The organism is Candidatus Njordibacter sp. Uisw_039 (assembly GCF_047730075.1).
Lineage (GTDB): Bacteria > Pseudomonadota > Gammaproteobacteria > Pseudomonadales > Balneatricaceae > Njordibacter.
On record NZ_CP159831.1, the window covers coordinates 937,897 to 961,951 of the forward strand.

Annotated in this window: 18 protein-coding genes; 9 read left to right on the forward strand and 9 right to left on the reverse strand. The window is 42.7% G+C overall.

Translation table 11 applies throughout. The annotated features are described in order from the left end of the window. Nucleotides 1–185 precede the first annotated feature (185 nt). The 4 genes from iolG to ABXT70_RS04480 all read right to left on the reverse strand — a co-directional run bounded on the left by iolG (nucleotide 186) and on the right by ABXT70_RS04480 (nucleotide 5,260). Nucleotides 186–1,187, reverse strand: coding sequence for an inositol 2-dehydrogenase (iolG, locus tag ABXT70_RS04465; protein WP_443641973.1), 1,002 nt, complete (start codon nucleotides 1,185–1,187; stop codon nucleotides 186–188). Beyond that, a complete protein-coding gene (locus ABXT70_RS04470; RefSeq protein WP_443641974.1) occupies nucleotides 1,184–2,782 on the reverse strand; it encodes a GMC family oxidoreductase in 1,599 nt (532 codons plus the stop codon). The genes iolG and ABXT70_RS04470 overlap by 4 nt, the downstream gene beginning before the upstream one ends. Beyond that, entirely contained in the window at nucleotides 2,772–3,929 is a 1,158-nt protein-coding gene (locus tag ABXT70_RS04475; protein ID WP_443641975.1) for a Gfo/Idh/MocA family protein, read from the reverse strand. Before ABXT70_RS04475 ends, ABXT70_RS04470 begins: the two co-directional genes overlap by 11 nt. A gap of 329 nt (nucleotides 3,930–4,258) precedes the next feature. Then, entirely contained in the window at nucleotides 4,259–5,260 is a 1,002-nt protein-coding gene (locus ABXT70_RS04480) for a sugar ABC transporter substrate-binding protein (RefSeq protein ID WP_443641976.1), read from the reverse strand. A gap of 283 nt (nucleotides 5,261–5,543) precedes the next feature. Here ABXT70_RS04480 and ABXT70_RS04485 point away from each other — a divergent pair, with 283 nt between their 5' ends. Genes ABXT70_RS04485 through ABXT70_RS04495 form a run of 3 tightly spaced genes read left to right on the forward strand, consistent with a single transcriptional unit; the run spans nucleotide 5,544 to nucleotide 9,009 of the window. Continuing rightward, nucleotides 5,544–6,503 (forward strand): ABC transporter permease, encoded by a 960-nt coding sequence (locus ABXT70_RS04485; protein WP_443641977.1) that lies wholly within the window; start codon nucleotides 5,544–5,546, stop codon nucleotides 6,501–6,503. After that, nucleotides 6,500–7,504 carry an ABC transporter permease gene (locus tag ABXT70_RS04490; RefSeq protein ID WP_443641978.1) on the forward strand — a complete coding sequence of 335 codons (1,005 nt, stop codon included), beginning with the start codon at nucleotides 6,500–6,502 and terminating at the stop codon, nucleotides 7,502–7,504. The genes ABXT70_RS04485 and ABXT70_RS04490 overlap by 4 nt, the downstream gene beginning before the upstream one ends. An 8-nt stretch (nucleotides 7,505–7,512) precedes the next feature. Then, a complete protein-coding gene (locus tag ABXT70_RS04495) occupies nucleotides 7,513–9,009 on the forward strand; it encodes a sugar ABC transporter ATP-binding protein (protein WP_443641979.1) in 1,497 nt (498 codons plus the stop codon). Between the two features lie 659 nt (nucleotides 9,010–9,668). Here ABXT70_RS04495 and ABXT70_RS04500 read toward each other — a convergent pair. Together ABXT70_RS04500 and ABXT70_RS04505 are read right to left on the reverse strand one after the other, a co-directional pair. Further along, nucleotides 9,669–10,481, reverse strand: coding sequence for a phytanoyl-CoA dioxygenase family protein (locus ABXT70_RS04500; RefSeq protein ID WP_443641980.1), 813 nt, complete (start codon nucleotides 10,479–10,481; stop codon nucleotides 9,669–9,671). 72 nt (nucleotides 10,482–10,553) lie between these two features. Next, nucleotides 10,554–12,029 carry a M81 family metallopeptidase gene (locus ABXT70_RS04505; protein ID WP_443641981.1) on the reverse strand — a complete coding sequence of 492 codons (1,476 nt, stop codon included), beginning with the start codon at nucleotides 12,027–12,029 and terminating at the stop codon, nucleotides 10,554–10,556. A 118-nt stretch (nucleotides 12,030–12,147) separates the two neighbouring features. On the opposite strand from ABXT70_RS04505, the gene ABXT70_RS04510 reads away from it, so the two are divergent. Further along, nucleotides 12,148–13,404 (forward strand): FAD-dependent oxidoreductase, encoded by a 1,257-nt coding sequence (locus ABXT70_RS04510; protein WP_443641982.1) that lies wholly within the window; start codon nucleotides 12,148–12,150, stop codon nucleotides 13,402–13,404. A 352-nt stretch (nucleotides 13,405–13,756) separates the two neighbouring features. Further along, nucleotides 13,757–14,338 carry a thymidine kinase gene (locus tag ABXT70_RS04515; RefSeq protein WP_443641983.1) on the forward strand — a complete coding sequence of 194 codons (582 nt, stop codon included), beginning with the start codon at nucleotides 13,757–13,759 and terminating at the stop codon, nucleotides 14,336–14,338. A 6-nt stretch (nucleotides 14,339–14,344) separates the two neighbouring features. Here ABXT70_RS04515 and ABXT70_RS04520 read toward each other — a convergent pair whose 3' ends face one another. Continuing rightward, complete coding sequence (locus tag ABXT70_RS04520) at nucleotides 14,345–14,728, reverse strand: hypothetical protein (RefSeq protein ID WP_443641984.1); 384 nt, start codon at nucleotides 14,726–14,728, stop codon at nucleotides 14,345–14,347. Nucleotides 14,729–14,974: 246 nt separating this feature from the next. Between ABXT70_RS04520 and ABXT70_RS04525 the strand changes: the two genes are divergently transcribed. The 4 genes from ABXT70_RS04525 to ABXT70_RS04540 are packed head-to-tail and all read left to right on the forward strand — an operon-like array spanning nucleotide 14,975 to nucleotide 20,657. Continuing rightward, entirely contained in the window at nucleotides 14,975–16,981 is a 2,007-nt protein-coding gene (locus ABXT70_RS04525) for a CocE/NonD family hydrolase (RefSeq protein WP_443641985.1), read from the forward strand. Continuing rightward, on the forward strand, nucleotides 16,978–17,919 hold the full coding sequence (locus ABXT70_RS04530) for an alpha/beta hydrolase (protein ID WP_443641986.1): 942 nt from the start codon (nucleotides 16,978–16,980) through the stop codon (nucleotides 17,917–17,919). The genes ABXT70_RS04525 and ABXT70_RS04530 overlap by 4 nt, the downstream gene beginning before the upstream one ends. Continuing rightward, nucleotides 17,916–19,541, forward strand: a complete 1,626-nt coding sequence (locus tag ABXT70_RS04535; protein ID WP_443641987.1) for a GMC family oxidoreductase — start codon at nucleotides 17,916–17,918, stop codon at nucleotides 19,539–19,541. Before ABXT70_RS04530 ends, ABXT70_RS04535 begins: the two co-directional genes overlap by 4 nt. A 6-nt stretch (nucleotides 19,542–19,547) precedes the next feature. Further along, the gene (locus ABXT70_RS04540; protein WP_443641988.1) at nucleotides 19,548–20,657 is read left to right on the forward strand and encodes a mandelate racemase/muconate lactonizing enzyme family protein; all 1,110 of its coding nucleotides are present in this window, start codon (nucleotides 19,548–19,550) and stop codon (nucleotides 20,655–20,657) included. Nucleotides 20,658–20,709: 52 nt separating this feature from the next. Here ABXT70_RS04540 and ABXT70_RS04545 read toward each other — a convergent pair whose 3' ends face one another. Both ABXT70_RS04545 and ABXT70_RS04550 read right to left on the reverse strand, forming a co-directional pair. Further along, complete coding sequence (locus tag ABXT70_RS04545) at nucleotides 20,710–21,630, reverse strand: hypothetical protein (protein WP_443641989.1); 921 nt, start codon at nucleotides 21,628–21,630, stop codon at nucleotides 20,710–20,712. 463 nt (nucleotides 21,631–22,093) lie between these two features. Next, nucleotides 22,094–23,956, reverse strand: a complete 1,863-nt coding sequence (locus ABXT70_RS04550; protein ID WP_443642479.1) for a tetratricopeptide repeat protein — start codon at nucleotides 23,954–23,956, stop codon at nucleotides 22,094–22,096. Between the last annotated feature and the right edge of the window lie 99 nt (nucleotides 23,957–24,055).

Genomic DNA, 24,055 nt, shown 5'->3' on the forward strand with positions numbered 1-24,055 from the left:
CCTATCGATTGAATTGATAATGTTAGAGATATGTTACCTAGGTGTGCTATGGAAGTCATCCTTAAATAGAGTGGCCCCCGCTTGGGTGCTTACTAGCCACTGTTATTGATTAGGTGGTGGAGCAATAACGGCTCGCAACACAATGTTGGGCGCCAACAATAGACTCTGTTTTTTTGCTGTCATGTCTAGGAATAAACTGGCGCAATAGCCTTGCGTTCTTTAACTGATCGATTACAAGCAAGAGCTATAGCTAGGGCACTGCGACCGTCAAATTGATTACAATCTATAGATTTTTTGTTTTGTACCGCATCAATAAATTGATCTATGATAATGCGATATGATTGTTGATAACGCTCCAAAAAAAAGTATTCTAGTGGTGACGCCATATTAGTTTGGCTGTCAGAATGACTGAGTAACGAATGTTCATGTTGGTTTTGTGTTTGCAGCATGCCCTTGGAACCAAATGCTTCTATGCGCTGATCAAACCCGTACACACTTCGCCGGCTATTGTTAACATGGCAAATGGCTCCACTAGGCATCAGCATCATGGTCATGCTGGTGTCGATATCACCAAGCTCACCAATTTTTGGATCAACTAGACAGGACCCAGTGGCCATGACTTCAAGAGGTAACTCTTGGCTGATCCAACAAATCAAATCAATATCATGCACTGTGCTGTCAATAAAATAACCCCCAGAACTTTGTATGTAGTTGACTGGAGGTGGACATGGGTCTCGACTAGTCAGTAGCAACATATTCAGATGGCCTACTTCTCCCGCTAATACACGTTGTTGAAGTTTGCTAATTTGTGGATCGAAGCGGCGGTTAAAACCTAACATAAAAGGTATCGGATACTGGGCTAAGGTCTGTAAGCACTGATCGACCCTTTGTATATCTAGATCAATGGGCTTTTCACAAAACACAGCTTTTCCTGCTTTTGCCGCCAAAGTAACAATGTCTAAATGAGTAGGTGTAGGGCTAGCAATAATAATGGCATCGATAGCCTCATTATTGATTACGGCACTAATATCTGTGCAGGCATGTGCTTGGTATTTATGCGCTAGTTTGGATGCTGATTCTAGTGCTCTACTGACCACATAAACGAGCTTGCAGTGGGCGTTTTTAGCCACATTATGGCAATATACTTGTCCCATACGACCAGCGCCGATCACCGCAATATTAATCATGCCTCGGCATCCTCAATGATCATTGCCGCACCTTTTTCTCCAATCATTACTGCGGCGGCATGAGTATTACCTGATACCAGTTTGGGCATAATAGACGCATCAACTACCCGCAAACCAATTAATCCGAGTACTCTTAAACGGTAATCCACTACAGCATCTTCTTGTTCTATTGTGCCCATTCGGCAGGTACCAGCACCATGTAGCAAAGACAAACCATTTTCTCGACAGTGAGCTTCCAGTTCAGCATCAGTTTTTGGGCCTGGCCCTGGGGAAATTTCACTTTTCACAAACTCATTCATTGGTGCTGTTTGAGCGATTTTTCGGGCGTGTTTGAGTCCTGCAATGGCCGCATCAATATCATCTTGATGCTTAAAAAAGTTAAATTTAATGACGGGTGCGTCTTGTTGTCTGGAAGTTTTGATGTGACAGGAGCCTCTGGATTTTGGCCGCAAATGTTCAGCCAAAATAGTAAAACCGGAAAACGGTTTGGGCTTCAAATCTTCACCCGTATTCCAAGCCATTAAAGTAATCATCATATCTGGGGTTTTAATATGGGGAGCTGTGGTAATAAAAGTATTAGAGTAATTACCATTGTCGGCAAAGGGACCGGTTTTAAACACCAAATAGCGCAACAACTGTAAGCCGCCTAAAATTAGATTATTGTATAAATCGTTAACGGTAATTCTTTTGCTGCAGTGATATTCTGCACTGATACCGAAGTGATCCTGAAGGTTTTCGCCGACCCCCGGCAGTTCGTGCTGAACCTCAACACCCGCTTTCTCAAGTACATCTCGTTTACCTATACCCGACAATTCTAGAATCTGTGGTGAGTTGAAAACACCACCACAAACAATGACTTCTTTAGTCACAAAATTGTCATATTTTCCAGAATTGTTGCTCCAACGAACACCCATAGCTACGCCGTTCTGTAGGATAATTTTCTCTACCATTGCACCAAGCTGCACTGTAATATTTTGCATTGCAGGCCCAGTTAAAAATCCCGACGCGGTACTCCAGCGCCTTTGCTTTTTAGTATTGATTTGTACATAACCTGTGCCGACTTGGTCTGCACCGTTAAAGTCATTATTCTGGGGGGAGCCAAGCGCCTCCGAAGCACTGTGGAAGGCTTCACCCAAAGCATGATTAGAGGGTAAATCGGAAACTTCTAAAGGGCCACCAACACCATGGAATTCACTTGCACCCCGTTGTTGATTTTCTGATTTTTTAAAATAGGGCAGGACTTCCTCCCAGCCCCAACCAACACAACCTTGGGCTTGCCAGAAATCAAAATCTTGTGCCTGACCTCGCATATAAATCATGCCATTAATGGAACCAGTCCCGCCAAGCACTTTGCCTCTTGGCTGGAATAAAGGCCGGTTATTCAATTCTGACTCTGGTTCGCTCGTATAGCACCAATTAACCTTCGGATTGTTGTACAACTTAGAGTAGCCCAATGGAATTTTTATCCAAGGGCTATTATCCTTTCCCCCCGCTTCCAGCAATAATACTCTGTATCCAGCTTCGCCCAGTCGGCCAGCTACTACGCAGCCTGACGAACCTGCACCTATAACAATATAGTCGTATTTACTTTCCATTGTATTTAATAAACTCCTTTATGCTAACCCATTGTCCAGTGTCTGCAGATGACTGCATAGCATCGATGGTGCGTTGGACTTGGTAGCCTTCTTGAAAATCTGTAAAAAGTGGTTCGCTATTTAACATCGCGTTAATAAGTTCGGCCACTTCGATCACTTTTAAATCATTAAATCCTATGTGGTGGCCTGGCGCTGGGCAAAATTGATCGTAGGGAGGATGCTGAGAACCTGTTTCTATTTTGGTAAACCCGGTTTCAGAACTATCTTGTTTAGGCTTATAAACGTGGATTTCATTCATTCTTTCTTGATTAAAATGAATTGCCCCGAGGGTGCCCGTGATTTCGAAGGACAGGTCCATATTGCGCCCTGTCTGCAGCCAGCAAACATTAATACTGCCGATACAGCCGCTAGCAAATTCCATCAACACATGTGACACATCATCAACTTGAACCGTTAGCATTTCATAACTTCCAAGTTCGCGCGGCCTGTCGTTAACCACTGTTTTTTGGTGTGCATTCACTTTGGTTATAGGGCCTAAAAAATAACGAGCTAATGATGTTATATGGCTGCCTATATCAGCTAACGCCCCTCCCCCTTGGGGGTGGGTCCTAAATGAATGGGGTTGGCGTGGATCACCCATATAGTTTTCGGCATGAGTCCCACGAAAGCTGACAATGTCGCCTAGATCACCTCTTCCTATCATGTTTTTAGCCATTTTAAAGAGCGGGTTGCGTAAAAAATTAAACCCCACTTGAGTAACGATACCAGCGTTAATAGCTGCATCTACCATACGCATAGCCGACTCCAAAGTTGTCGACAGAGGTTTTTCACAATAAATTGTTTTGCCATGGCTCGCGGCAAGGATAGCCATTTCCTCATGTAACCCGTTGGGGGCTGTTATAGCAATAATATCTATGTTTGGGTCAGCAACCATGTCCTGCCAGCAGTCTGTACTTGAAATAAAACCGAGAGCGTCTGCGCTATCCTGCGCCAGGGCCTTGTTGATATCTGCCAAACAAGTTAGCTCTATTTTGACTGGAAGATTAAATAAACTGCTTACGTTGCGAAAAGCATTAGCGTGACAACGGCCCATAAATCCAGACCCAATTAGGCCAACGCGAATGGTAGGTTTATCTTTTGATCCCATGTGGACTTCTCTATCTGCCTAGTTGTTGGCTTCATTCTAGAAAGCCATGTCTGATTATTGTTATAAGTTATGGGAACACTCAAAATATTATTTTTTCTCAACTCTGTTGGAGAAACAACCATAAACAATGCTTCCAAATTTTTTTAATTATTAGTCGATTTAACCAGTCGTCTAAGGCTTCTCTCAACGAGAGAAACCTTTGACTAAGGGCTTTAGATGACTAAGGCAATAGACTATTTTTCTTCTACAAATTCATACTTTGTTAGAACAATTAGCAAATGGATCGTTAGTCGATTGTGTTAATTTATAACGGCCCATTTATTGTCAAACTACCAACTTGGACGTTCGAATTGGTTAACGTTGTTAGCTTGGATTTTTGGAGTTTCGATTTGGGCTAAAACTGGTACATCAATACCATGGGCAATTTTTACTGCAGTTTGAATTGCTAATATTGCATCATCCTCTGCTGATTGCTTATTGGATCCCGTTTCCCAGCCAGTTTTTATAGCGTCCCAACCTTCACCAAATAAGTTACAGGTTACAACCTTTACGTCACCAGGCTTTTTGCCTTTAGCTTGTAATGCGCTAATAACACCTAAACCCATGCCATCATCAAAAGCATAAACACCATCAATGTCGTTACCAAACTTGGTTAAGAAGGTTTCCATAACAGTCTGTGCTTTTTCGCGATTCCAATCGGCTGATTGGCTAGCAAGGATATTGACGTTGGGGTATGAATCTTCTATTTTATCGAGGAAACAGTTCTTTCGAAGAATCGAAACGCTGTAACCTGGTGTACCTTCAACTACAACAATATTACCTTTTCCGTTCAGTGAATCACCCAGCATTTCTGCTGCTTGTTCTGCCTGAGCGCAATCATCCGGACCTGTGTGTGCTTTAATATATCGACGACCAGCCTCTCCAATAGGTGAGTTTGACGTTATGACGGGAATGCCCGCGCGTGCTGCTTGGCGCACAGCAGGTATAAGAGCATTCTGGGAAGTTGGCCATAATACAATGACGTCCAAATTTTGAGAGACCATATCCTCAATTTGGTTGAACTGCACAGCTGGGTCACCTTGGGGATCCATAACTGTCGCATCTATGCCAAGTTCTTTTGCATAACTTACTGCTGTTTCAGCATATTTGGCTTGGTAGGCATTGGATCCTGGGTATAACACGGTAATACCAATCCGGGTTTCGGAAAGTGGCTTTGTCAGCTTACCACCCAACCAATCAGGTGCATTGGCCGCTTGAACTGCACTAGCTAGCAGGCCAGCACACAATAATCCAGCAATAGAAATTACTGATGTTGTTTTTATACTATTCATCACTTTGACACTCCGTTAAATTATTAATCTTTCAGCCCAAGCCTCATTTGCTGGGTTCCCTTATTATCACCATAATTGTTAAACGGCTCGCAATGCTCAGTATGTCCAAATTGGATATTTTATTAATACCGTAAGATATTGGACCTATTGGTAAGTTTGGTTTTCTATTCACAATGGCCATTCTAAAAAATATCCATTTTGGACAAATATCTGCTACTAATTAACCATTGAATAGATCTATTATAAAAATAGTAAAACAAAAACTAATGTAGATTTTTTTATTATGGCCATCCTCAAAAAAGCCAGCGAGACAGCTAAAAAACACGGTTTAATTGGTGGCTTCGCCATCTTTTTAGCAGTTGTGTCTTTTTCTTCACCAGAATTTCTTACCCCCGGGAATATTTTAGATGTGATCCGCCAAGTGTCGATCACCGGAATGATCGCTATTGGGGTGACGTTTGTTGTCATTACTGGGCGCTTAGATTTGTCAGTTGGATCGATGCTTACCTTGCTGACGGTCTTAGTAGTGGACCAACATAATCAAGTGGGTCCTGCCATAGCGATCGCATACACTTTGTTTGCCAGTCTTTTAATTGGAATTGTAAATGGTTATTTGATTGGTTTTATGAGGTTAAACTCACTTATTGTCACCCTAGCGATGTTGTCATTATTGCAGGGCGCTACACTATTTTATTCGGGAGGTTCAAACGTTAATGTAACTAACCCTCAAGAAACTTGGTTCCGGTTTTTTGGACGAAGTGAGTTTGTAGATATTCCAGTACCTGTTTGGATATTCTTCTTTTCCGCACTTGTGGGCAGTTTTGTACTTTTAAAAACTAACTTTGGACGTTGGGTTTTCTCCATTGGAGGAAACGAAACAGCCAGTTTGTTTTCGGGTGTGCAAACAAGGGGGGTAGTCTTAATTGCTTATGTCATCTCTGGTTTTGGAACTGGGTTAGCCGCCATTATCATGGGTAGCCGAGTCATGGGTGCGCAGAGTACGATTGGTCAAGGATATGAACTGACTGTTCTCTCTGGAATAATTCTTGGTGGTACATCTATGCTGGGTGGGTCGGGTACCATTTGGCGAACAGTTATTGGCGTCACAATGTTGGGCTTTGTGCAAAACGGATTGTTGTTGTTAGGCTTTGCTTATTATGTCCAGTGGTTGGTGACATGGGCAGTTATCATTCTTGCGGTGTGGATCGATTTAGCTGCTAAGAGAGGGAGAGTTTTCGTATGAGCAACACAGTTGGTATGAAGAAAGATAGCGCTGCCAAAATTATGACATCAATTAAAAGTTCAAGCTTGAGCATATTAAGAATAATCCGAGAACAGCACATATGGGTGTTCTTGTTTATCTGCATGGTAGTGTTTTCGCTTGCTTCACCGTATTTTTTCACCCTAAATAATATCGGTAATGTTCTTACGCAGGGATCTTTTATTGGGTTTCTCGCCGTGGGAATGACGCTGGTTATGCTGAACGGAGAGATCGACCTTTCGGTTGGTGCAACGCTAGCGTTATCGTCGGCGCTTGCTATTGGCCTTCAGGAAAGTATAGGTATTTGGCCAGCTATTCTGGTTGCTTTATTGTCGGGTGCTTTCTTTGGCTTCATTAACGGTGCCTTAGTCGCATTATCTGGAATTCATTCTTTTATAATCACACTGGGTTCGCTTATGGGCATTCGCGGTATTGTGTTCATTTTTACTGGTGAAGAAGCCTTAATGACAAGTGATTATTCATATACAGAGTACCCAGAAATTTATATCGGCCCAGTGTCGCTTACTGCAATGATATTTTTCGGTTTCGCCCTGTTTTTTCAATGGATTCTTTCTAAGACCAGGCATGGATTAGAGACCTATGCTGTTGGTGATAATGAAAAGTCTGCTCATGAGGCGGGAATCAGAGTTCGACGTCATAAGGTCATTAATTTCACCCTTTGTGGGCTATTAGCTGGGGTTGCTGGAGTTTTGTTGTCTATGCGTTTAGGTACAGCAGAACCCAATGCCGCAAGAATTTGGGAACTGTGGACTATTATCGCTGTGGTTTTGGGCGGTACACGTTTAACAGGTGGGTATGGAAGTATGTGGAAAACAGTGGGGGGTGTTATTACTCTAGCGGCACTTCTGAATGGGTTGCGGCTTCTAAACACTCCTAATTATATCGAGTTGATAGTCATGGGAACAGTTCTTGTACTCGCATTAATTCTTGATAAAACGTTAACTTCTAGCCAATCTAGGTAGGATGAAAAATGAATGAAATTGTCCTAACTGCTGATTCTATTTTGAAAAAATTCCCTGGTGTCATTGCACTTAACGGAGTTAGTTTTGATATTAGGGCTGGCGAGGTTCATGCGTTAATGGGTGAGAATGGCGCAGGTAAATCAACGCTTATGAAAGTACTATCAGGTATTTATAATCCTGATGAAGGAGCCATTCATCATCGCGGCAAAAAAGTCATTGTAAAGACACCAAAGGAAGCACGAGAATTAGGCATCCTACTTGTGCATCAAGAACTTTCATTATCACCAGAATTGTCAGCTGCAGAAAATATTTACCTAGGTGACTGGCCAACAAATTGGTTTGGAATTGTTAACAAACGAAAAATGAACGCAGCGGCAAAAACTGCCTTAGATGAGTTAGGTTGTAATTTTGGACCAGAAGTTCTTGTTCGTAATTTGTCAATTGCGAAGCAGCAAATGGTAGAGATCGCACGCACGTTGGTCTTTAACGCCAATGTTGTTATCTTTGATGAGCCAACTGGAACACTAACAACTACTGAAAAAGATCAGCTTTTTGAAGTCGTGCGATCCTTACGTAAAAAGGGTGTGGCTATTGTTTATATTAGCCATAAAATGGATGAAATTTTTGAGATAGCAGATCGAATTACTGTTCTCAGAGATGGAGAGGTGCAGTGTACGGTGAACACTTGTGAATCAACAATTGGAGAAATCACAAATAGAATGATTGGTCGAGATCTGGACCAGTATTTTCACCGAGCAAAATCAGAAATTGGTAACCAGTTATTAAGTGTTAATAAACTAACAATACGAGGTTTTTTTAAAGATGTCAGTTTTTCAGTCCGATCAGGAGAAGTGGTTGGTTTATATGGTCTGATAGGCGCAGGTCGGTCTGAAGTTGCTGAAACACTTTTCGGTGTGCGTCGACAAGATAGCGGCGAAATTATTTTTAATAAACAAAAGGTTAGTTTTTCATCCCCAAAACAGGCCATTGAAAAAGGTATGGCACTTGTGCCTGAAGATCGGAAATCGCAGGGCCTGATACTTGGTATGGGTGGCAGACACAATATGACTTTGCCACACCTTAGCTTATATTCAAATATGGGAGTTCCTAATGTGGAGAATGAACTGCAGATATTTGAAGACTATAAAACCAAACTTGAAATTAAAACGACGGGGCCAGAGCAAATGCTTTCCGACCTGTCTGGTGGCAATCAACAGAAATTAGTTCTCGCCAAATGGCTATGTGCCAATCCAAAATTAATTATTCTTGATGAGCCAACTAGGGGCGTTGATGTGGGTTCCAAATCTGCAATTCATCAATACATTGCGACACTTGCTGAACAAGGCCTAGCAGTTATTGTAATTTCTTCTGAGATGCCAGAAGTTATTGGCGTGAGTCACCGCATATTGACCATGGCAGAGGGACGGCTGGTTGGAGAGTATACCGGTAAAGAAATGACAGAAGAAAATTTAATTGCAGCAGTGTCAGGGTTGACTACAGCCTGATAAATTGTATATCAGATCGTGATCTCATTCTTATTAAAATCTTTTTGGAAAATTTTAAACATTTACGTGTTCACTATATAGGTTCCCTTCCAAGGAGAAGGGGGTCTACCCCGCTTCTACTTTACGGATTGGATATCTTGGTTTTCAAAGTTTGGAACCTTGTTTTAAGAGAGAATGGAGTATGATTTCGTCTACGCAGTAGTCTGTGTTTGCATCTTAAGGGCGCTAACGCGACCCTCGTCGCTTCGCTTCACACCCCGCTAAAGCGATGCGCTACGCTATACTCCAAGCGGCGCTTCCGCGCCTGTTGAGATCGAAGAAAGGCCAACTTGTTGGCTAATAACGGAGACCGATGGTGGTAACACCGAAAACAGATCGGCAAGCCGATCAATTAATGCTTAATTTAATATGTAAAGAACAGGGTATTTAGACAATCACTGAAGCTCTTTGAGATTTTAAATATGCAATCTTTTGCTTTTTAAAAGATATTTTTCCTAATAGTGTATGGTTTGGAAATATAAGAGATCATGACGGTGTTGATTATGGCCCTGGCGATCTGGTGTGGCTGCGCGACGGCACTGTCCACAATTCAACAACCAAAAACGGTTGTCTTATCGCGGTCTACGCCTTGGAACCTGATTTTTAGCTGCAACACCAACCTAGCTTTGCTTTACATCATCATATCTTTTAGATTGAAGCTGCTGCACGCGTGCAAAATTTTCCAGGGCGGCTTTATCTAGGTCGGATTTGGGTGGTTCAGTTAATTCAAAGCCACTTCCTTTGACGTCGCCTCGAAGCAATATGGCAGAGTCATGATACCCGGGTAGTGGCTTGACGTTAGAAGATGCATAGTTAAAACCAACACCAAGTCGCCAATCTTTTGATTCGTTTGAACTTGATCTGTGGAGCATCAATGTGTGATGGATCGATGCCTGGCCGGGAATTAGATCAATATTAATAACCTTGGTATCATCAATTGGTATAGTCACTTGTTGGCCTCGCCGAAGCATACTTGTTTTATCATAAGTCGTTTCGTGCGCAACGGGTCCGTTTGAATGCGAACCTCGCACCATCTGCATACCACCATTTGATGGATTTACTGGAGATAGGGCGACCCAGGCAGTTATAATTTGATTGGTGGGCTCTACTGGCCAGTAAGTAGCGTCTTGGTGCCAACCGAAATTTGCTGCTGAATGGGGCGGTTTAACAGGGAGAAAAGCATTCCATAGTAGAATGTTAGGGCCAATTAAATCCTCGATGACATTTAGCAGGCTTTCCTCAGCGGCAAGTTCAGCAACCCACCGCAAGACCATCTCTGTTCTACCATATGTCCAATCAGAATAGTCAGAATGGGTGCTGTATTGTTCGATGAACTCGGTGCATTTTTTGGCATAGTATGCTGCTTTGGCAGAGGAAATTGCATCTACTGCTGTTAGAAAGCCGTAATGGTCGTATTTTTGTCTTAAGTTCATTGATTTATCACTTTGGAATTATTCATAAGTCCCCTAGTTAGCTCAGATGAGATCCACTAGTTGTTGTTGAGGTTAGTCTAAGGGGTAAATGGGCCGCGGTACCTTTTGATAGTTCAAGGCTTTATAATTTATAGTACACAGTGCACCGCTATCGCAAACGATGACCTCTCCAGCTATAGGCTCAAACGCCGCTCGGAAATGCTGCATAGACTTTAGTGCGACTACAATTTTTTCCCTAGGATCTATACCAAATGTTTGAAATTGATTAAGGTCTAAAATCTGGTGAGCAATACTCACTAAAAGTACTTCAATACCTTGGACTTTTAATACGATACACTCGCCGAAGTTTTTTTGTAAACCACCTAACATTGGACCTGTTCCTACCACTAAGCCGCTCCCTTGCCAAATGACTTGTGCAGTTACCTGAAGTGGGCCACCCCCCATTTTTGGGTCTACTTTTCCCCCGATATTTATACCCACTTGAGCCCCTAGCTTATGGCTTTGTAACTCTAAAACAGCTTGCGGGTCATACAATGGTCCGAAACAGGCATTTTCAATGTTGCTATCTAAAAGCGCTCTTAATAGTTCAGTACTGTCACCATAAGCCCCTGAACCAGGGTTATCTGCGTAATCAGCGATAACTAGAGGGCCTTCTTTTTTTAGTCCAGGCCATTTACTAGCTATGTCTGCTACTTCGGTACAGCTGTAATAAAGATTCAATACTTGATCTCGCTTGGTCCAAATATCTTCAGCTATGTGTTCGGCCTGTTCCTGATGAATAGCTGTGTCTCCAGAGCAACATATCAATACTGTAGGGCCTAATTCGCTGATATCAGCACTGGCAAAACCACCATTGATACTCACTGCATAGACATCTGCTAGCTGTTCATATTTCCTTGCCAATCTATGTCGTTCGATCATCGGCCCTATATCAGTTCTGCCACCATTAATTTCTTCTAGCATTGGCCTGTGGGCCCGAAGTGTTAGTGGTTGAATTTCTTTGAGTAACGTGCGCTGTAAAATTTGCGCAGCATGCCGTCCTGTTTGACGCATATCTATGTGGGGGTAGGTATTATAGGAAACTAAAATTTGTGCCAATTGGCACATTTTTGGTGTCACATTGGCATGAGGGTCTAAGGTAACGGCAATTGGAATATCGGGACCCAAGGCTGCACGTACTCTACGCAGTATTTCCCCTTCGCCATCGTCACAAAAATCGGTCACCATAGCGCCGTGCAACATCAAAAAAACACCGTCCCACTGCTCAGAAAAATGATGTTCCAGAGGTTTCAATATTTCATCAAATGCATTGCTTGTTACTTTACCTCCTGGTCCAGCTGAGGCACTAAAGCAGTGCTGTATTTGCCAACTGTGTTCGGCACCTACATCCAATAATCCTGCCAATTCAGTATTTTTGCTGCCTCTCTGTGCTATAGCCTGCTCACCATCGAGTAATAGATCATTATTAAAACTACCTAATGTCGTTGGATAAATATTAAATGTATTTGTTTCATGAGAAAACTCTGCGCTAAGTATTTTAAAAGTCATTATTAGCTCTTCCTTTTAATTTTTTGGTGACTAAGCTAAGCTCTTTGAACAAAAAAATTTGTTATCTTCTTATATCATTTGTGCAATTTTTTAACGAATTTATTTTTAGAGTAATACTATGAACGTACTAGTTATTGGAGGAGGTGTTGTCGGTGTGACAACTGCTTATTACCTTTCTCAAAAAGGGATGAATGTCACCGTTTTAGAGGCACAAGAAAAGGGTGGGGATTTTGGCGCGACAGCGGGAAATGCTGGTCTTTTAAGTCCCAGTGATGCATTTGCCTGGGCGTCACCTTCTGCTTTAAAAGTAGCGATTAAATCTCTGTTAAATTCACAGCTAGGGATTCAGTATAAGTTGCATATGGACCCTGCACTATGGGGTTGGACAGCATCCTTTCTATCTCAGTGTCGGAGTAGTAAATGGGTCCAAAATACTGATTCCAAATTCCGATTGGCGCAATATTCCATAGATAACTTGGCAGATTTACGCCTGGCAACAAACATAAACTTTGATGCTAGTGATCAGGGGATAGCATATGCAAGCAGAAGCCCAAGCAATTTAAAAAAATTAAGAAGTCATTTTAATTTTTTGGAAGATAGGGGGCTTAAGTTAGAATTACTTGATCGAGATGGCCTGCATGAGAAGCTTCCTTTACTTCAAGCTAGCAGCAAAACATATGCAGGCGCTGTTTTCTCTCCTAACTGTAAAACAGGCGATTCCGCCAAGTTTTCTCTAGAACTAGGCAGGTGGTGTGTAGAGAACACAAAATGCCGATTTGTATGGGGTGCTTCTGTTGAATCTTTTTTACAGAAGAATAATAAAATTTCGAGTGTTTTAACGTCTAAAGGAGAGTTTAAAGCAGACGCATACGTATTGGCTGCTGGCGCTCACAACGGTATTTTAGCGAAACAACTTGATATCAAATTGCCTATCTATCCAATAAAAGGGTTTTCTATAACAGCCCCTTTAATCAATACAAAAATGAAGCCAATGTCGGGGTTTGATGATACAGATAAACTAGTCTCACTATCGATTTTTGGAGACCGCCTCCGCATATCTTCATCGGCAGTTTTTGATGGATTCAATACAAATCATCGACAACAAGACTTTCAAGGGATTTTGAACCTAGCCAAAGAAATACTCCCAGATGTGGCCAATTACAGTGCTGCTAAATATTGGGCGGGCTTAAGGCCGATGACCCCGTCATCACTGCCCATACTGGGCCCTTCTCCAATGCAAAATCTGTATCTCAATGTAGGCCATGGGAACTTGGGTTGGACCTTGGCCTGCGGTACGGGGAAAATAGTCGCAGATCTTATAGCCAACGAAAAGCCACGAGTGAATATTAGTCCGTTTCTGTTCAAGGCTAAGTAAACTCAAGCTGGTTTCACTCATTCCTACCTAATAACACTGCCCTCGGGTAAAGCAATGTCATATACAAAGTAACTTAATTAAGGTGTCTTACGGATAGTCTGGTAGACTATCTGTAAGAGTTATATTGTTAAATCTAACAAGCTGGACGTGCAGTTTTACGAAGGGTCCTTTACGAGAATTATAAGTCTAATATAGACATTAATAATTGTTGGTGCTTTTGTTGGTACTATCAGATTTAATTGATTATAACTATATATTTATCAGTGGGTTGGATGGGTTATTCAAATCCTACCGTCCCGACCAATTATTCTTATAAGGGTTAATGCGCCCTTCCCAGTAAAGGCTTTTTATCGTGGCCCAACTTTACTTTTATTACTCTTCCATGAACGCCGGAAAATCTACCGCACTATTACAGTCAGCTTATAACTATGAAGAGCGTGACATGCGGCCGTTTATAATGTCTGCGGCGTTAGATGATCGCTATGGTCTTGGTAAAGTCACCTCTCGAATTGGTTTGGCTGCCGAAGCACAGTTATTCAATGGCAAAGACGACTTATTCAGCATCTTAAAAATTGAAAACCTAAAAAAACCTCTGGATTGTATTCTCATAGATGAAAGTCAGTTTTTAAGTCGTGAGCAAGTCAAGCAACTCACCTTAGTGGTAGACCAACTCAATATTCCCGTATTGTGCTACGGCATCCGCACAGACTTTAGGGGGGAGTTATTCCCGGGTAGTCAGCATTTGCTAGCTTGGGCAGACAAGTTGGTGGAGTTAAAAACTGTTTGTTATTGTGGCCGCAAAGCTACCATGGTGGTGCGGATGGATGGTGATGGTATGGTGATCAAGGATGGTGACCAGGTGGTGATTGGCGGCAACGATCAATATCAGTCCCTTTGCCGTCGCCATTTTAGTGAACACATGTGGAGTGCGTAGCAATCCTTAGTGGGGTTTGTGACCTAAGGCGAACTCATGCCGAATACTATCAGGCACCATTTTATTAAATAACATGGTGAAAGCGCCCCATGTCCACAGGCTCGCCATAATAGCAGCCGCCATAGACGATATTGCTAGCGTCTCATTTAAAACATAATTCAGCGCTAGAAAGGCTAAAAAAGATCCACCCATGAGGCTAAGGTCATACATGATGTGCTGTTTTACTGCGTGCCGATTATAGTTTAGTTTAAGTATATATGTAGTCATCATTAAGGTGACGGCACTGTTCCAGCTCCAGTCTAGTAAAGAGAGCCAGCTAAGGTTAATTCCTAGTCCACTGATCAACAATAGACCAATTTTTGGTGAGTTGAGAAAAAATTTCATAATCATTGTGTTATGTGACCTGCGCAAGAACGTATCATTTTTTAAGCTAACTACTCAGTAAAGTTGTTAAAGCTTTTGTAAATATAGCAGCCTAGTGTTAAGCAGCTGCAAGCACTATTTAGTGTGTTTAGTTTACCATCATCTGTGAGGAACAATTTAGGTAAAAATTGCTATACCTGCTGAATAATCCAATGGTATGTTACTACTTCTATATGGCCTCTATAACGGGTCGCTTATTGGGAGCAATAACAGATGATGAACAACCTCGATTTTACCCATAGCATCGAAGAGTGGACCCATTTCTTTATTCCACTTGCAGACGGTACACAACTGGCTGCAAGGGCGTGGCTGCCCAGTGACGCAGTTGATTCTCCAGCTCCAGCTATCTTAGAATATATTCCTTATAGGAAACGTGATGGCACGGCCATTCGTGATGAACAAATGCACCCTTATTGGGCTGGCTTTGGCTATGCCTGCATTCGGGTTGATATGCGTGGTTGTGGTGAGTCTACTGGGCTGTTGTTAGATGAGTATCTACAGCAAGAACTTGATGATGCTGTGGAAGTGATCGAGTGGCTGACAATACAAACTTGGTGCAGTGGAAAAGTGGGCATGATGGGTAAGTCTTGGGGTGGTTTTAACTGTCTGCAAGTGGCCGCAATGGCACCTGCAGCATTAAAAGCCATAGTTACTGTATGTTCCACTGATGATCGCTACGCCGATGACATTCACTACCGTGGTGGCGCATTGCAGTTAGAGAATTTTAGCTGGGCCTCAACGATGTCCTGTTACATGGCTAAGGCACCAGATCCTCTGTTATTGCCTGATACATGGCGTCAGCAATGGCTTCACCGGTTGGAAAATATGCCATTCTTGGCCAAGCAATGGCTAGAGCACAGCTATAAGGACGATTACTGGAAACATGGTTCAATTAACGAAGACTATAATGCCATTAAGGCTGCAGTGTATTGTGTAGGAGGTTGGGGCGATGCCTACTCAGAAACTATTCCGCGCATGATGCAAGGGTTAACATGCCCCAAAAAGGCCCTAATTGGCCCTTGGGCCCATAAATACCCAAATTACGCATCACCTAAACCAGAAATAGATTTTTTAGGCGAGGCCAAACGTTGGTGGGACTATTGGCTCAAGGGCATAGACAACGGCATTATGGCAGAGCCAACCATTGCTGCCTATATCCAAGATGGTGTTCCACCTCAGGCATCATATGATGTTCGTCCTGGTATTTGGGTAGAAGGTAGTCAATGGCCCATCCAAACAAGCCGCATTGATTTACAGTTGAGTTCATCTGGTCAATTAGTTGAAACTGGCGATAGTGGGCAGGTAACAGTGAATAGCCCACTTACAACAGGTGCTGCTAGTGGCGAATATTGTATCATTTGGTGTGGACCAGACTTCCCCACGGATCAACGCCAAGATGATGCCAATAGCCTATGTTTTGAGACTACAGCGATGATTGAACCCGTGTCCATTCTGGGTGGTGCAGTGTTTAATGCGGTAGTAACAAGTGACCAAAAAAGTGGCCAAATGGCCTTACGCCTTTGCGATGTCGCACCTGATGGTAGTAGCACTCGCATTACTTATGGAGTGCTTAATTTGGCCATGCGTGGGGGCTTAGATAAGCCCCAGTCTCTTATACCCGGACAGGGTATGGACATCACCATAAAGCTGGATGATATAGGTTATGAAATACCCCAAGGCCACAAATTACGTTTGGCCATCTCAACAGCTTATTTCCCATTATTATGGCCAGCAGCACAAAAAGGTAATTTGAGTTTAGACTTAAGTACTGCCCAGTTGAGTATTCCGTGTCATGACCGCACAGGACAATTGACGCGAGACTTAGGCCAAGGGTATGTCTGCCCAGTGAACAAAATTACAGAAATTAGGCCTGAAACACACACCCGTGTTACCCAAACAAATGCGGCCAACGGCCAACAAACCACAGTTATTGATGATGTTTTTGGTGAATTTACCTTCGTCGATCATGGGCTCACGGTGGGAGATGTGTGTCGTGAAGAGCACTCAATCTTACCCCACGACCCAAATTCTGCGACCAGCTTCTGCAAGTGGCACTCACGTCAAGCTAGGCCAGGTTGGGAAATAGACGTTTACACCAGCCTTAAGGTGACATGTGACGCTAATAACTTTTATCTTGATGCCAGTTTAGAGGCTTTAGAGAATGGTCAGCAAGTGCATCAAAAAACCTGGCAAGAGCAAGTGCCGCGAGGTTTTGCATGACAGTACTGGATGCCCAGATGCAGATCTTCGTCGATCAGAGTTTAAGCTTCTATCCTGCCGATGCCATTGATGCCAGTGTTGCACAACAAAGGCAATGGTATAACGCCTTATGTAAAGGGTTTGCGGCACCGCTGCCTAACGGGATTGGGTTCAAAGATGACACTATTGTTGCGCAGGGTGGCCATCCTGTGCCCATAAGGCGTTATCAGCATCAAAGCCAAACTAATGGTACCGAAGGCATTCACATCGTATTTATTCATGGTGGTGGCTTTGTGGTGGGGGACTTAAACAGCCATCATGATATCTGTGGTCAATTGGCTAATGATACTGGTTTTGATTTAGTTGCAGTAGATTACCGCTTGGCACCGGAACACCAATACCCAGATGATATTAACGATTGCCTATCAGTGGTGGATAACTTGCTACAAACAGGCCAAAAAATGATTTTGGTGGGTGATAGTGCAGGTGGTACTTTAAGTGCTTGTGTGGCTAATGCTCGCAAGTCATATGTGGGTACCCAATTGTTAGGCCAAGTGTTGATCTACCCGGCCTTAAACCGTGGTGTGGATACGCCATCCATGACTGAACATGCATTTGCACCTTTACTAAGCAAAGATGACATGGATTATTATCTGCCGATTCGTGTGGGTGGTGATCGCAGCATTATTGCTAGCCTAGGAGGCAATTACATGCCCATGCAAACACTGGACTATAGTGGATTGCCAGCTACTCATTTATTTCCAGCTCAAGTAGATCCGCTGCGAGACGACTGCGAGATCTATGCCCAAGCCTTGCGCGATGCTAACGTAGAAGTCACTAATCATTTGGCTATGGGTCAGGGTTTAGTACATTGTTATTTGCGAGCACGTAATATGAGCGATAAAGCTGCTGCCAATTTTGAGGCAATTTGCACTGCAATTAAAGGTTTAGCCAAATGAGCAAAGGTTCTAGTTATGACTATATTATAATTGGTGCTGGGTCTGCCGGTTGTGTACTTGCTAATCGGTTAAGCGCAGATGCTAATCACTCGGTACTTTTGTTAGAAGCGGGCCCCAGTGATAAGCGCTTTTATGTACAAATGCCTATTGGCTATGGCAAAACCTTTTATCAATCTAAAGTCAACTGGATGTACACCAGTAACGCTAATGCTGGGCTCAATGGCCGGACTAGTTATTGGCCACGAGGCAAGACCCTCGGTGGCTCTAGCTCCATTAACGCTATGGTTTATGTGCGGGGCCATAAACAAGATTTTGAAGATTGGCAAAGTGCCGGTAACCCTGGCTGGAGTTATGATAACGTGCTGCCTTATTTTAAACGCATGGAATCATGGCAACATGGTGCTGATGAGTTTAGGGGTGGCGATGGCCCTCTAAACGTATCGGACGTATCGGCCAAACTTCACCCCCTATGCAAACATTTTGTAGCAGCAGGTGAAGCCCTTGGCTTTGATTACAATGCCGATATGAATGGGGTGAAGCAGGAGGGTGTAGGTTATTATCAGCTCACAACTCACCAAGGCCAGCGCATGTCCGCTGCCCGTGCCTACTTAAAGCCTGCTCGAAAAAGGCCCAATTTAACCATAGTGTGCAATGCTTCAGTTGCACGTATTGTATTTGAGGGTAAGCGTGCCATTGGTGTGGAGTATCAACATAAGCACAAATACCATAGAGCCAATGCGACTAAAGAAATCATCTTGAGTGCTGGCGCTGTAAATTCACCGCAATTATTGCAGCTTTCTGGTATCGGCCCAAGCCATGTGTTGCAAAAGGCTGGGGTTGAGCAAGTGCATGAAAGCCCAGCCGTAGGCCAACATTTACAGGATCATATTAGCCATAGCTACTTTTACCGTGCTAGCCAACCTACATTAAATCAGCAGTTGCAGCCTTGGTGGGGTAAGTTGTGGCAAGGGTTCCGCTATGTCCTGACTCGAAGTGGTCCTTTGAGCTTAAGTATTAATCAAGCGGGTGGTTTTGTGCACACCCGTGAGGGTTTAGATCGGCCTAATATTCAGCTATATTTTTCTCCATTGAGCTATACCAAAGCGCCTTTGGGTGAAAGGCCTATGATGAATCCAGACCCCTTTCCTGCTTATGTATTAGGTATTTCAAATTGCCGGGTTCAGTCTGAGGGTGAAATCAACATCACTTCTAATGATCCCAGCAAAGCGCCTGCCATTGAGCCCAATTACCTAACCCATGAAGATGAAATACAAGACCTGTTGGAAGGCGTTAAGCTAATCCGCAAGTTAGCCGAGACTTCTCAATTGCAGGCCATTACCTTGGACGAAATGCGCCCTGGTTTGGGTTGTAAAACAGATGCTCAACTAATTGAGGATATTCGTAATAACGCCGATACGGTATTCCATCCCTGCGGTACCTGCCGTATGGGGCCAGACCCAAAAGATAATGTGGTGAATAATGAGCTAAAAGTCCATGGTCTAGTCGGTTTGAGAGTAGTAGACGCGTCGATATTTCCCAATGTTATATGTGGCAACATTAATGCAGCCACCATCATGGTGGGTGAAAAAGCCGCCGATCTAATTTTAACTGAACATAAGTAGGTATAAATGAAAATTATCAGCATAGAAACTTTTACCAACGAATACATGGGTTTGCTGCGTTTGCGCACGGACACGGGTGAAGAAGGTTGGGGCCAAACGTGCACCTATAATTCAGACATTACTGCCCAAGTGGTGCACAGGCAAGTGGCACCGCACGTATTGGGTTTAGATGCTAATGACATTGGCGGGTTAAATCAGCTCGTGTTGGAGAGAGAACACAAGTTCCCTGGCAGCTATTTGTACCGCGCTTTATGTGGTTTAGATACTGCACTGTGGGATATACATGCCAAGCGTGAGGGTAAAAGTGTATGCCAATTATTGGGTGGCACTGCAAAGTCGGTACCTGTTTACGCCTCCAGCATGCAGCGTGAAATCACACCAGAAGCAGAAGCAGAACGCTTTTTGGCGCTTAAAGAAGAGTTTGGCTATAAGTCTTTTAAGTTTCGGGTAGGTCAGGAATGCGGCCATGATATCGATCAATGGCCGGGGCGCACGGAGGCAATTGTGAAGCGCGTTCGAGAGCAGCTAGGCGATGATGTGACTCTGTTGGTTGACGCCAACAGTGCATACACACCAGCAAAGGCCATTGAAGTGGGGCGCATGTTGCAAGACTATGGGGTTAGTCACTTTGAAGAGCCATGCCCCTATTGGCAGCCCGATTGGACGAGACAAGTTACAGACGCCCTGGATATTGATGTGACTGGAGGTGAGCAGGACAACGATATGCGTATCTGGCAGCATATGGTAGACACTAATGTAGTGGATATTGTGCAACCAGACGTGTGTTATATGGGTGGTGTTACGCGCACCTTAGAAGTGGCATCCATAGCCCAAAAAGCCAATATTCCGGTCACTGTCCACTGTGCTAACTTGTCTTTAGTCACCTTGTTCTCGGCTCACATTATGGGGGCGATTCCTAACGCAGGTAAGTACCTTGAGTTTTCTATAGAGGGGTTAGATTACTACCCATGGCAAGCTAATATTTTTAAGCCTAATTTTGATATTCAAAACGGTGAACTCATGATGGCCCATAAGCCAGGTTGGGGCATTGAGTTGGACTCAGAATGGCTGGCGCTTTCAGATCATAAAGTCAGCTATTTTGGTGACTGGCTTTAGGCTACGCGGATTATTAGAAGCACTTTATATGAGCGCAGTGAACGGTTCAAAGTTAGATATCGAACAATTTAACCACTCCAATACCGCGTTCTCCTGAACCACTATAAAATAAGTAAACTTGTTCATCAAAGTCTTCAAATACACACGGATCTCGCAACTCTCTAACCCTTGTTTCAGCAGCACCTATAACTGATTTTGAAAGAGGTAGGTTGCCACCTTCCCACGCTAATTTTGGTTCAATTATTGTGTTGATCAAACTGACTTTCCAATCTTTCCAATCACTTACAATATCTATTTTTGTGTGTAATATTTTTTCTGGTTTATCACCAATATTGCTAAAAAATATATGTAATACACTATCTCGAAGGAAAACTTCACTGTGCCTACAGCTTGGCAAGTTTATGTTTTTATTATCAAATGGAAGTATTAGTGGGCCTTTTTCAAATGGAGAACACCAGTCCTTTGACCGCCATATTTCACCCCCCCAACAAATCGCATATATCCAATTATTGTACTCAAAAGCCCTAAAGTAAGGTGGCCCAAGAATAGCTTCCTTCACAGAAAAAGATATACCATCTTTGGATACAGCAACCCTGGTAACTTGATCACCATTTTCTAGTTGGCCATGAAAATACATCCAAAAACATTTTTTTTCGTGATCAATGTGAACATCTGGGGAAGCTATATGAGCGTATAGAGACTTGTCTGAAGGATCTTCCGTAATGAATAAACTGTCACCTAATTCTAATGCACCTAATGAATAAATTTCCCAAGGGCCTGTTATGGAATCAGAGGATGCTAATCTAATATAAGAACCTTTATGGTCAGAGAAATATAGGTGGTACGCTCCTAATTCTTTTTTCGCCCATTTTGGCATTTGAATTATCGAAGGACCATTTATGTTATCCCCCATTCTTTTATCCATATGGGGAAAAATAATTGGTTTTGCAAAGAAGCGTTCTACCTTTACCATTCGTTCATCTTACAGATAATATTCTGGTTTAAAAGAAATAATTAACGCACTAACTGCTATTGGTGGTGATGCTTATGGGATTATGCAGCGTTGGTTCGAAGGTGCGGAGCTGGACTAAAAAGACTAAAAGATAATTGGAATAGCCCTATAATGGTTAATGCAGAAGTTCATTTGGTTGAGACATTGGTCGCTGAAAGGCTGTACCTGCTATGAACATTGTGTGACGCTACACTTTAACTGTTAAATCATAACCCATTAAAGTCATCATCACACTTCCTTGTATCTGGAAAAATAGCGAGATCTTCATAACTTTATCTGAACCCCGAAATCATCTCAGCGCATGTATTTAACTACGTTAATGGGGTCTCAAAGCTTTTAAGGGCAGTCCTAAAGGAACCTCTTTTGTGTGTATCGTTTATATTTTTCAGGCTGCCTGAGGTTTTGTGTAGATAAAGAAATACAATTAATTGATAAAATCAAATGTATCTAGCCTAGCTCTTGCTTGGTCATAAATTCCCTGATGGGTTACAGGGTTTTGGTTTATTAAATTTGCACTTGGATCCCCAATACCCCTTGCATAATCGACCCACTTTTCAATTATAAGAACATCGCTGAGATTCAATCCAGAAAGGCTTGGGCTTCTATTTTTATTCGCGTGTATAGGTTTTTTTCTATCATGGGCTTCTTCTATAGCCCTCCACTCTTCATTGTAGTTCATTAATTGAGGGCCGGAGTTATTGATTGCTTTATAATTAGGGAAGGAAAGTGGATATTCCGAACAACCTCTTTTTACCTTAGAAGACAGCCCTGATCTAATACTTCGTTTGAGCACTGTGTCAAGATACTCCGAGATTTGGTTAGCTTGTTTTAGTTCAGTGCAGTAGATGAGGCCTTTATAAAATCCAGGAATATTAGGTCTTAACTCAACCATACACTTTCGAGTGTTATTTTCATTAAGCTCTAGCTGATTAAAAACCAGAAATAATTTTATTAGCTCAGTTACAGATCTAGGTTCAACTTGAACTTTGTAGCAACTAAAACATAACTCAGGGATAATATCGTGTGTATCAAAGATCGAGATGTGTCTCTTACAATTCATGTCGACTGAATTTCTTCGGTATGTTTGGTCTAATTTAGTTGTAATTTCTAAGCCATAACTACCTATGTAACGTCGGGATTTGGAAAATAAGTCAACAATTTGATCATCACAAATAACGTTTGAAGTGATGTCTTTTATGTCAATTTTTCGAATCGCCTCATTAACCAGAACTACCGGGTTCAGAGTTTCTTTTTTGGGTACATAGGTGGTCAGTAAACTAAGCAGATTTGATGTCGCCGCAGCGTAACCAGCGTTAATCTTTAAAGCCTTGCTGTAGCTGTCTATAGCTGCCTCTGGATTACCTTTATTACCCAGGGTAATACCCATATTGTAATAAGCCTCAGCATAATTAGGCTGAATCAACACAGCTTTTTTGTAGCTGTCTACAGCTACCTCCAAATCACCCTTATCATTCAAGGCAATACCCATATTATTATAGGCTTCAGCATAATCAGGATTTATCTTTAGAGCCTGCTCGTAGCTTTCTATAGCTATCCCTGGCTCACCCTGAGCATTCAGAGCATTACCCATATTATTATGGGCCTCAGCAAAACTAGGCTTAATTTTTAGCGCCTGTTTGTAGCGACCTACAGCTGCCTCTAAATCACCCTTACCCATCAGGGCGTTGCCAATATTATTATAGGCCTCAGCATTGCCAGGTTTAATCTTGAGAGCCTGTTTAAAGCAGTCTATAGCTGCATCAAATTGTTTTAGTTCTGCATTAGAAGCCCCAGCAATATTGTAGAGGACAACTGAGTTTGGAAATTTCTCTAGCATCTTAGCGGCATGAGACAAAGCTTGCTGCAGTTGTCTTTGGGTGAAGAGGTTGATGATAGGCTGCAACTGGTCTGAGGGAGGATCTTGTGGATTAGCACTTGACTCAGAAAGCTGTTTCTCTAACTGATCAAAAGCCTCACCTTTAGCACCCTTATCCTTTGCCTGATTAAATGCAACTTGCGCATCAGCTATTCGGCCTAGCTTTATTAAAGCATCAATGTGGCTTAGCCAAAATTGACCTATTCTGGGATTAGCCTCTAAGGCTGTTTTGAAGAACTGCAGTGCCTCTTGAATTTTACCCACATCAATAGATAGCACACCCATGTTATGATTAGCGTCAGGGTGCTTGGGCTGTGCCTTTAGGATAAAAGCATAGAGCCTATCCGCTTCTTGAAGCTGGCCAGCTTTATGCGCTTCAACACCCATCTTCAAGGCTTCGTCTAATGTCATTTTCACAAATCAGTCCGTGATGTATTCATTTGTGTGAGACTATCATATGAAACACATATATTTGAATATCTTTAATATATTAGCTGAAGTATAAGCCCA

What these genes read in the sequence shown, in the direction of transcription:
- iolG (WP_443641973.1), bottom strand. Translation starts at nt 1,187, where the DNA reads ATGATTAATATTGCGGTGATCGGCGCTGGTCGTATGGGACAAGTATAT.
- ABXT70_RS04470 (WP_443641974.1), bottom strand. Translation starts at nt 2,782, where the DNA reads ATGGAAAGTAAATACGACTATATTGTTATAGGTGCAGGTTCGTCAGGC.
- ABXT70_RS04475 (WP_443641975.1), bottom strand. Translation starts at nt 3,929, where the DNA reads ATGGGATCAAAAGATAAACCTACCATTCGCGTTGGCCTAATTGGGTCT.
- ABXT70_RS04480 (WP_443641976.1), bottom strand. Translation starts at nt 5,260, where the DNA reads ATGAATAGTATAAAAACAACATCAGTAATTTCTATTGCTGGATTATTG.
- ABXT70_RS04485 (WP_443641977.1), top strand. Translation starts at nt 5,544, where the DNA reads ATGGCCATCCTCAAAAAAGCCAGCGAGACAGCTAAAAAACACGGTTTA.
- ABXT70_RS04490 (WP_443641978.1), top strand. Translation starts at nt 6,500, where the DNA reads ATGAGCAACACAGTTGGTATGAAGAAAGATAGCGCTGCCAAAATTATG.
- ABXT70_RS04495 (WP_443641979.1), top strand. Translation starts at nt 7,513, where the DNA reads ATGAATGAAATTGTCCTAACTGCTGATTCTATTTTGAAAAAATTCCCT.
- ABXT70_RS04500 (WP_443641980.1), bottom strand. Translation starts at nt 10,481, where the DNA reads ATGAACTTAAGACAAAAATACGACCATTACGGCTTTCTAACAGCAGTA.
- ABXT70_RS04505 (WP_443641981.1), bottom strand. Translation starts at nt 12,029, where the DNA reads ATGACTTTTAAAATACTTAGCGCAGAGTTTTCTCATGAAACAAATACA.
- ABXT70_RS04510 (WP_443641982.1), top strand. Translation starts at nt 12,148, where the DNA reads ATGAACGTACTAGTTATTGGAGGAGGTGTTGTCGGTGTGACAACTGCT.
- ABXT70_RS04520 (WP_443641984.1), bottom strand. Translation starts at nt 14,728, where the DNA reads ATGATTATGAAATTTTTTCTCAACTCACCAAAAATTGGTCTATTGTTG.
- ABXT70_RS04525 (WP_443641985.1), top strand. Translation starts at nt 14,975, where the DNA reads ATGATGAACAACCTCGATTTTACCCATAGCATCGAAGAGTGGACCCAT.
- ABXT70_RS04530 (WP_443641986.1), top strand. Translation starts at nt 16,978, where the DNA reads ATGACAGTACTGGATGCCCAGATGCAGATCTTCGTCGATCAGAGTTTA.
- ABXT70_RS04535 (WP_443641987.1), top strand. Translation starts at nt 17,916, where the DNA reads ATGAGCAAAGGTTCTAGTTATGACTATATTATAATTGGTGCTGGGTCT.
- ABXT70_RS04540 (WP_443641988.1), top strand. Translation starts at nt 19,548, where the DNA reads ATGAAAATTATCAGCATAGAAACTTTTACCAACGAATACATGGGTTTG.
- ABXT70_RS04545 (WP_443641989.1), bottom strand. Translation starts at nt 21,630, where the DNA reads ATGGTAAAGGTAGAACGCTTCTTTGCAAAACCAATTATTTTTCCCCAT.
- ABXT70_RS04550 (WP_443642479.1), bottom strand. Translation starts at nt 23,956, where the DNA reads ATGACATTAGACGAAGCCTTGAAGATGGGTGTTGAAGCGCATAAAGCT.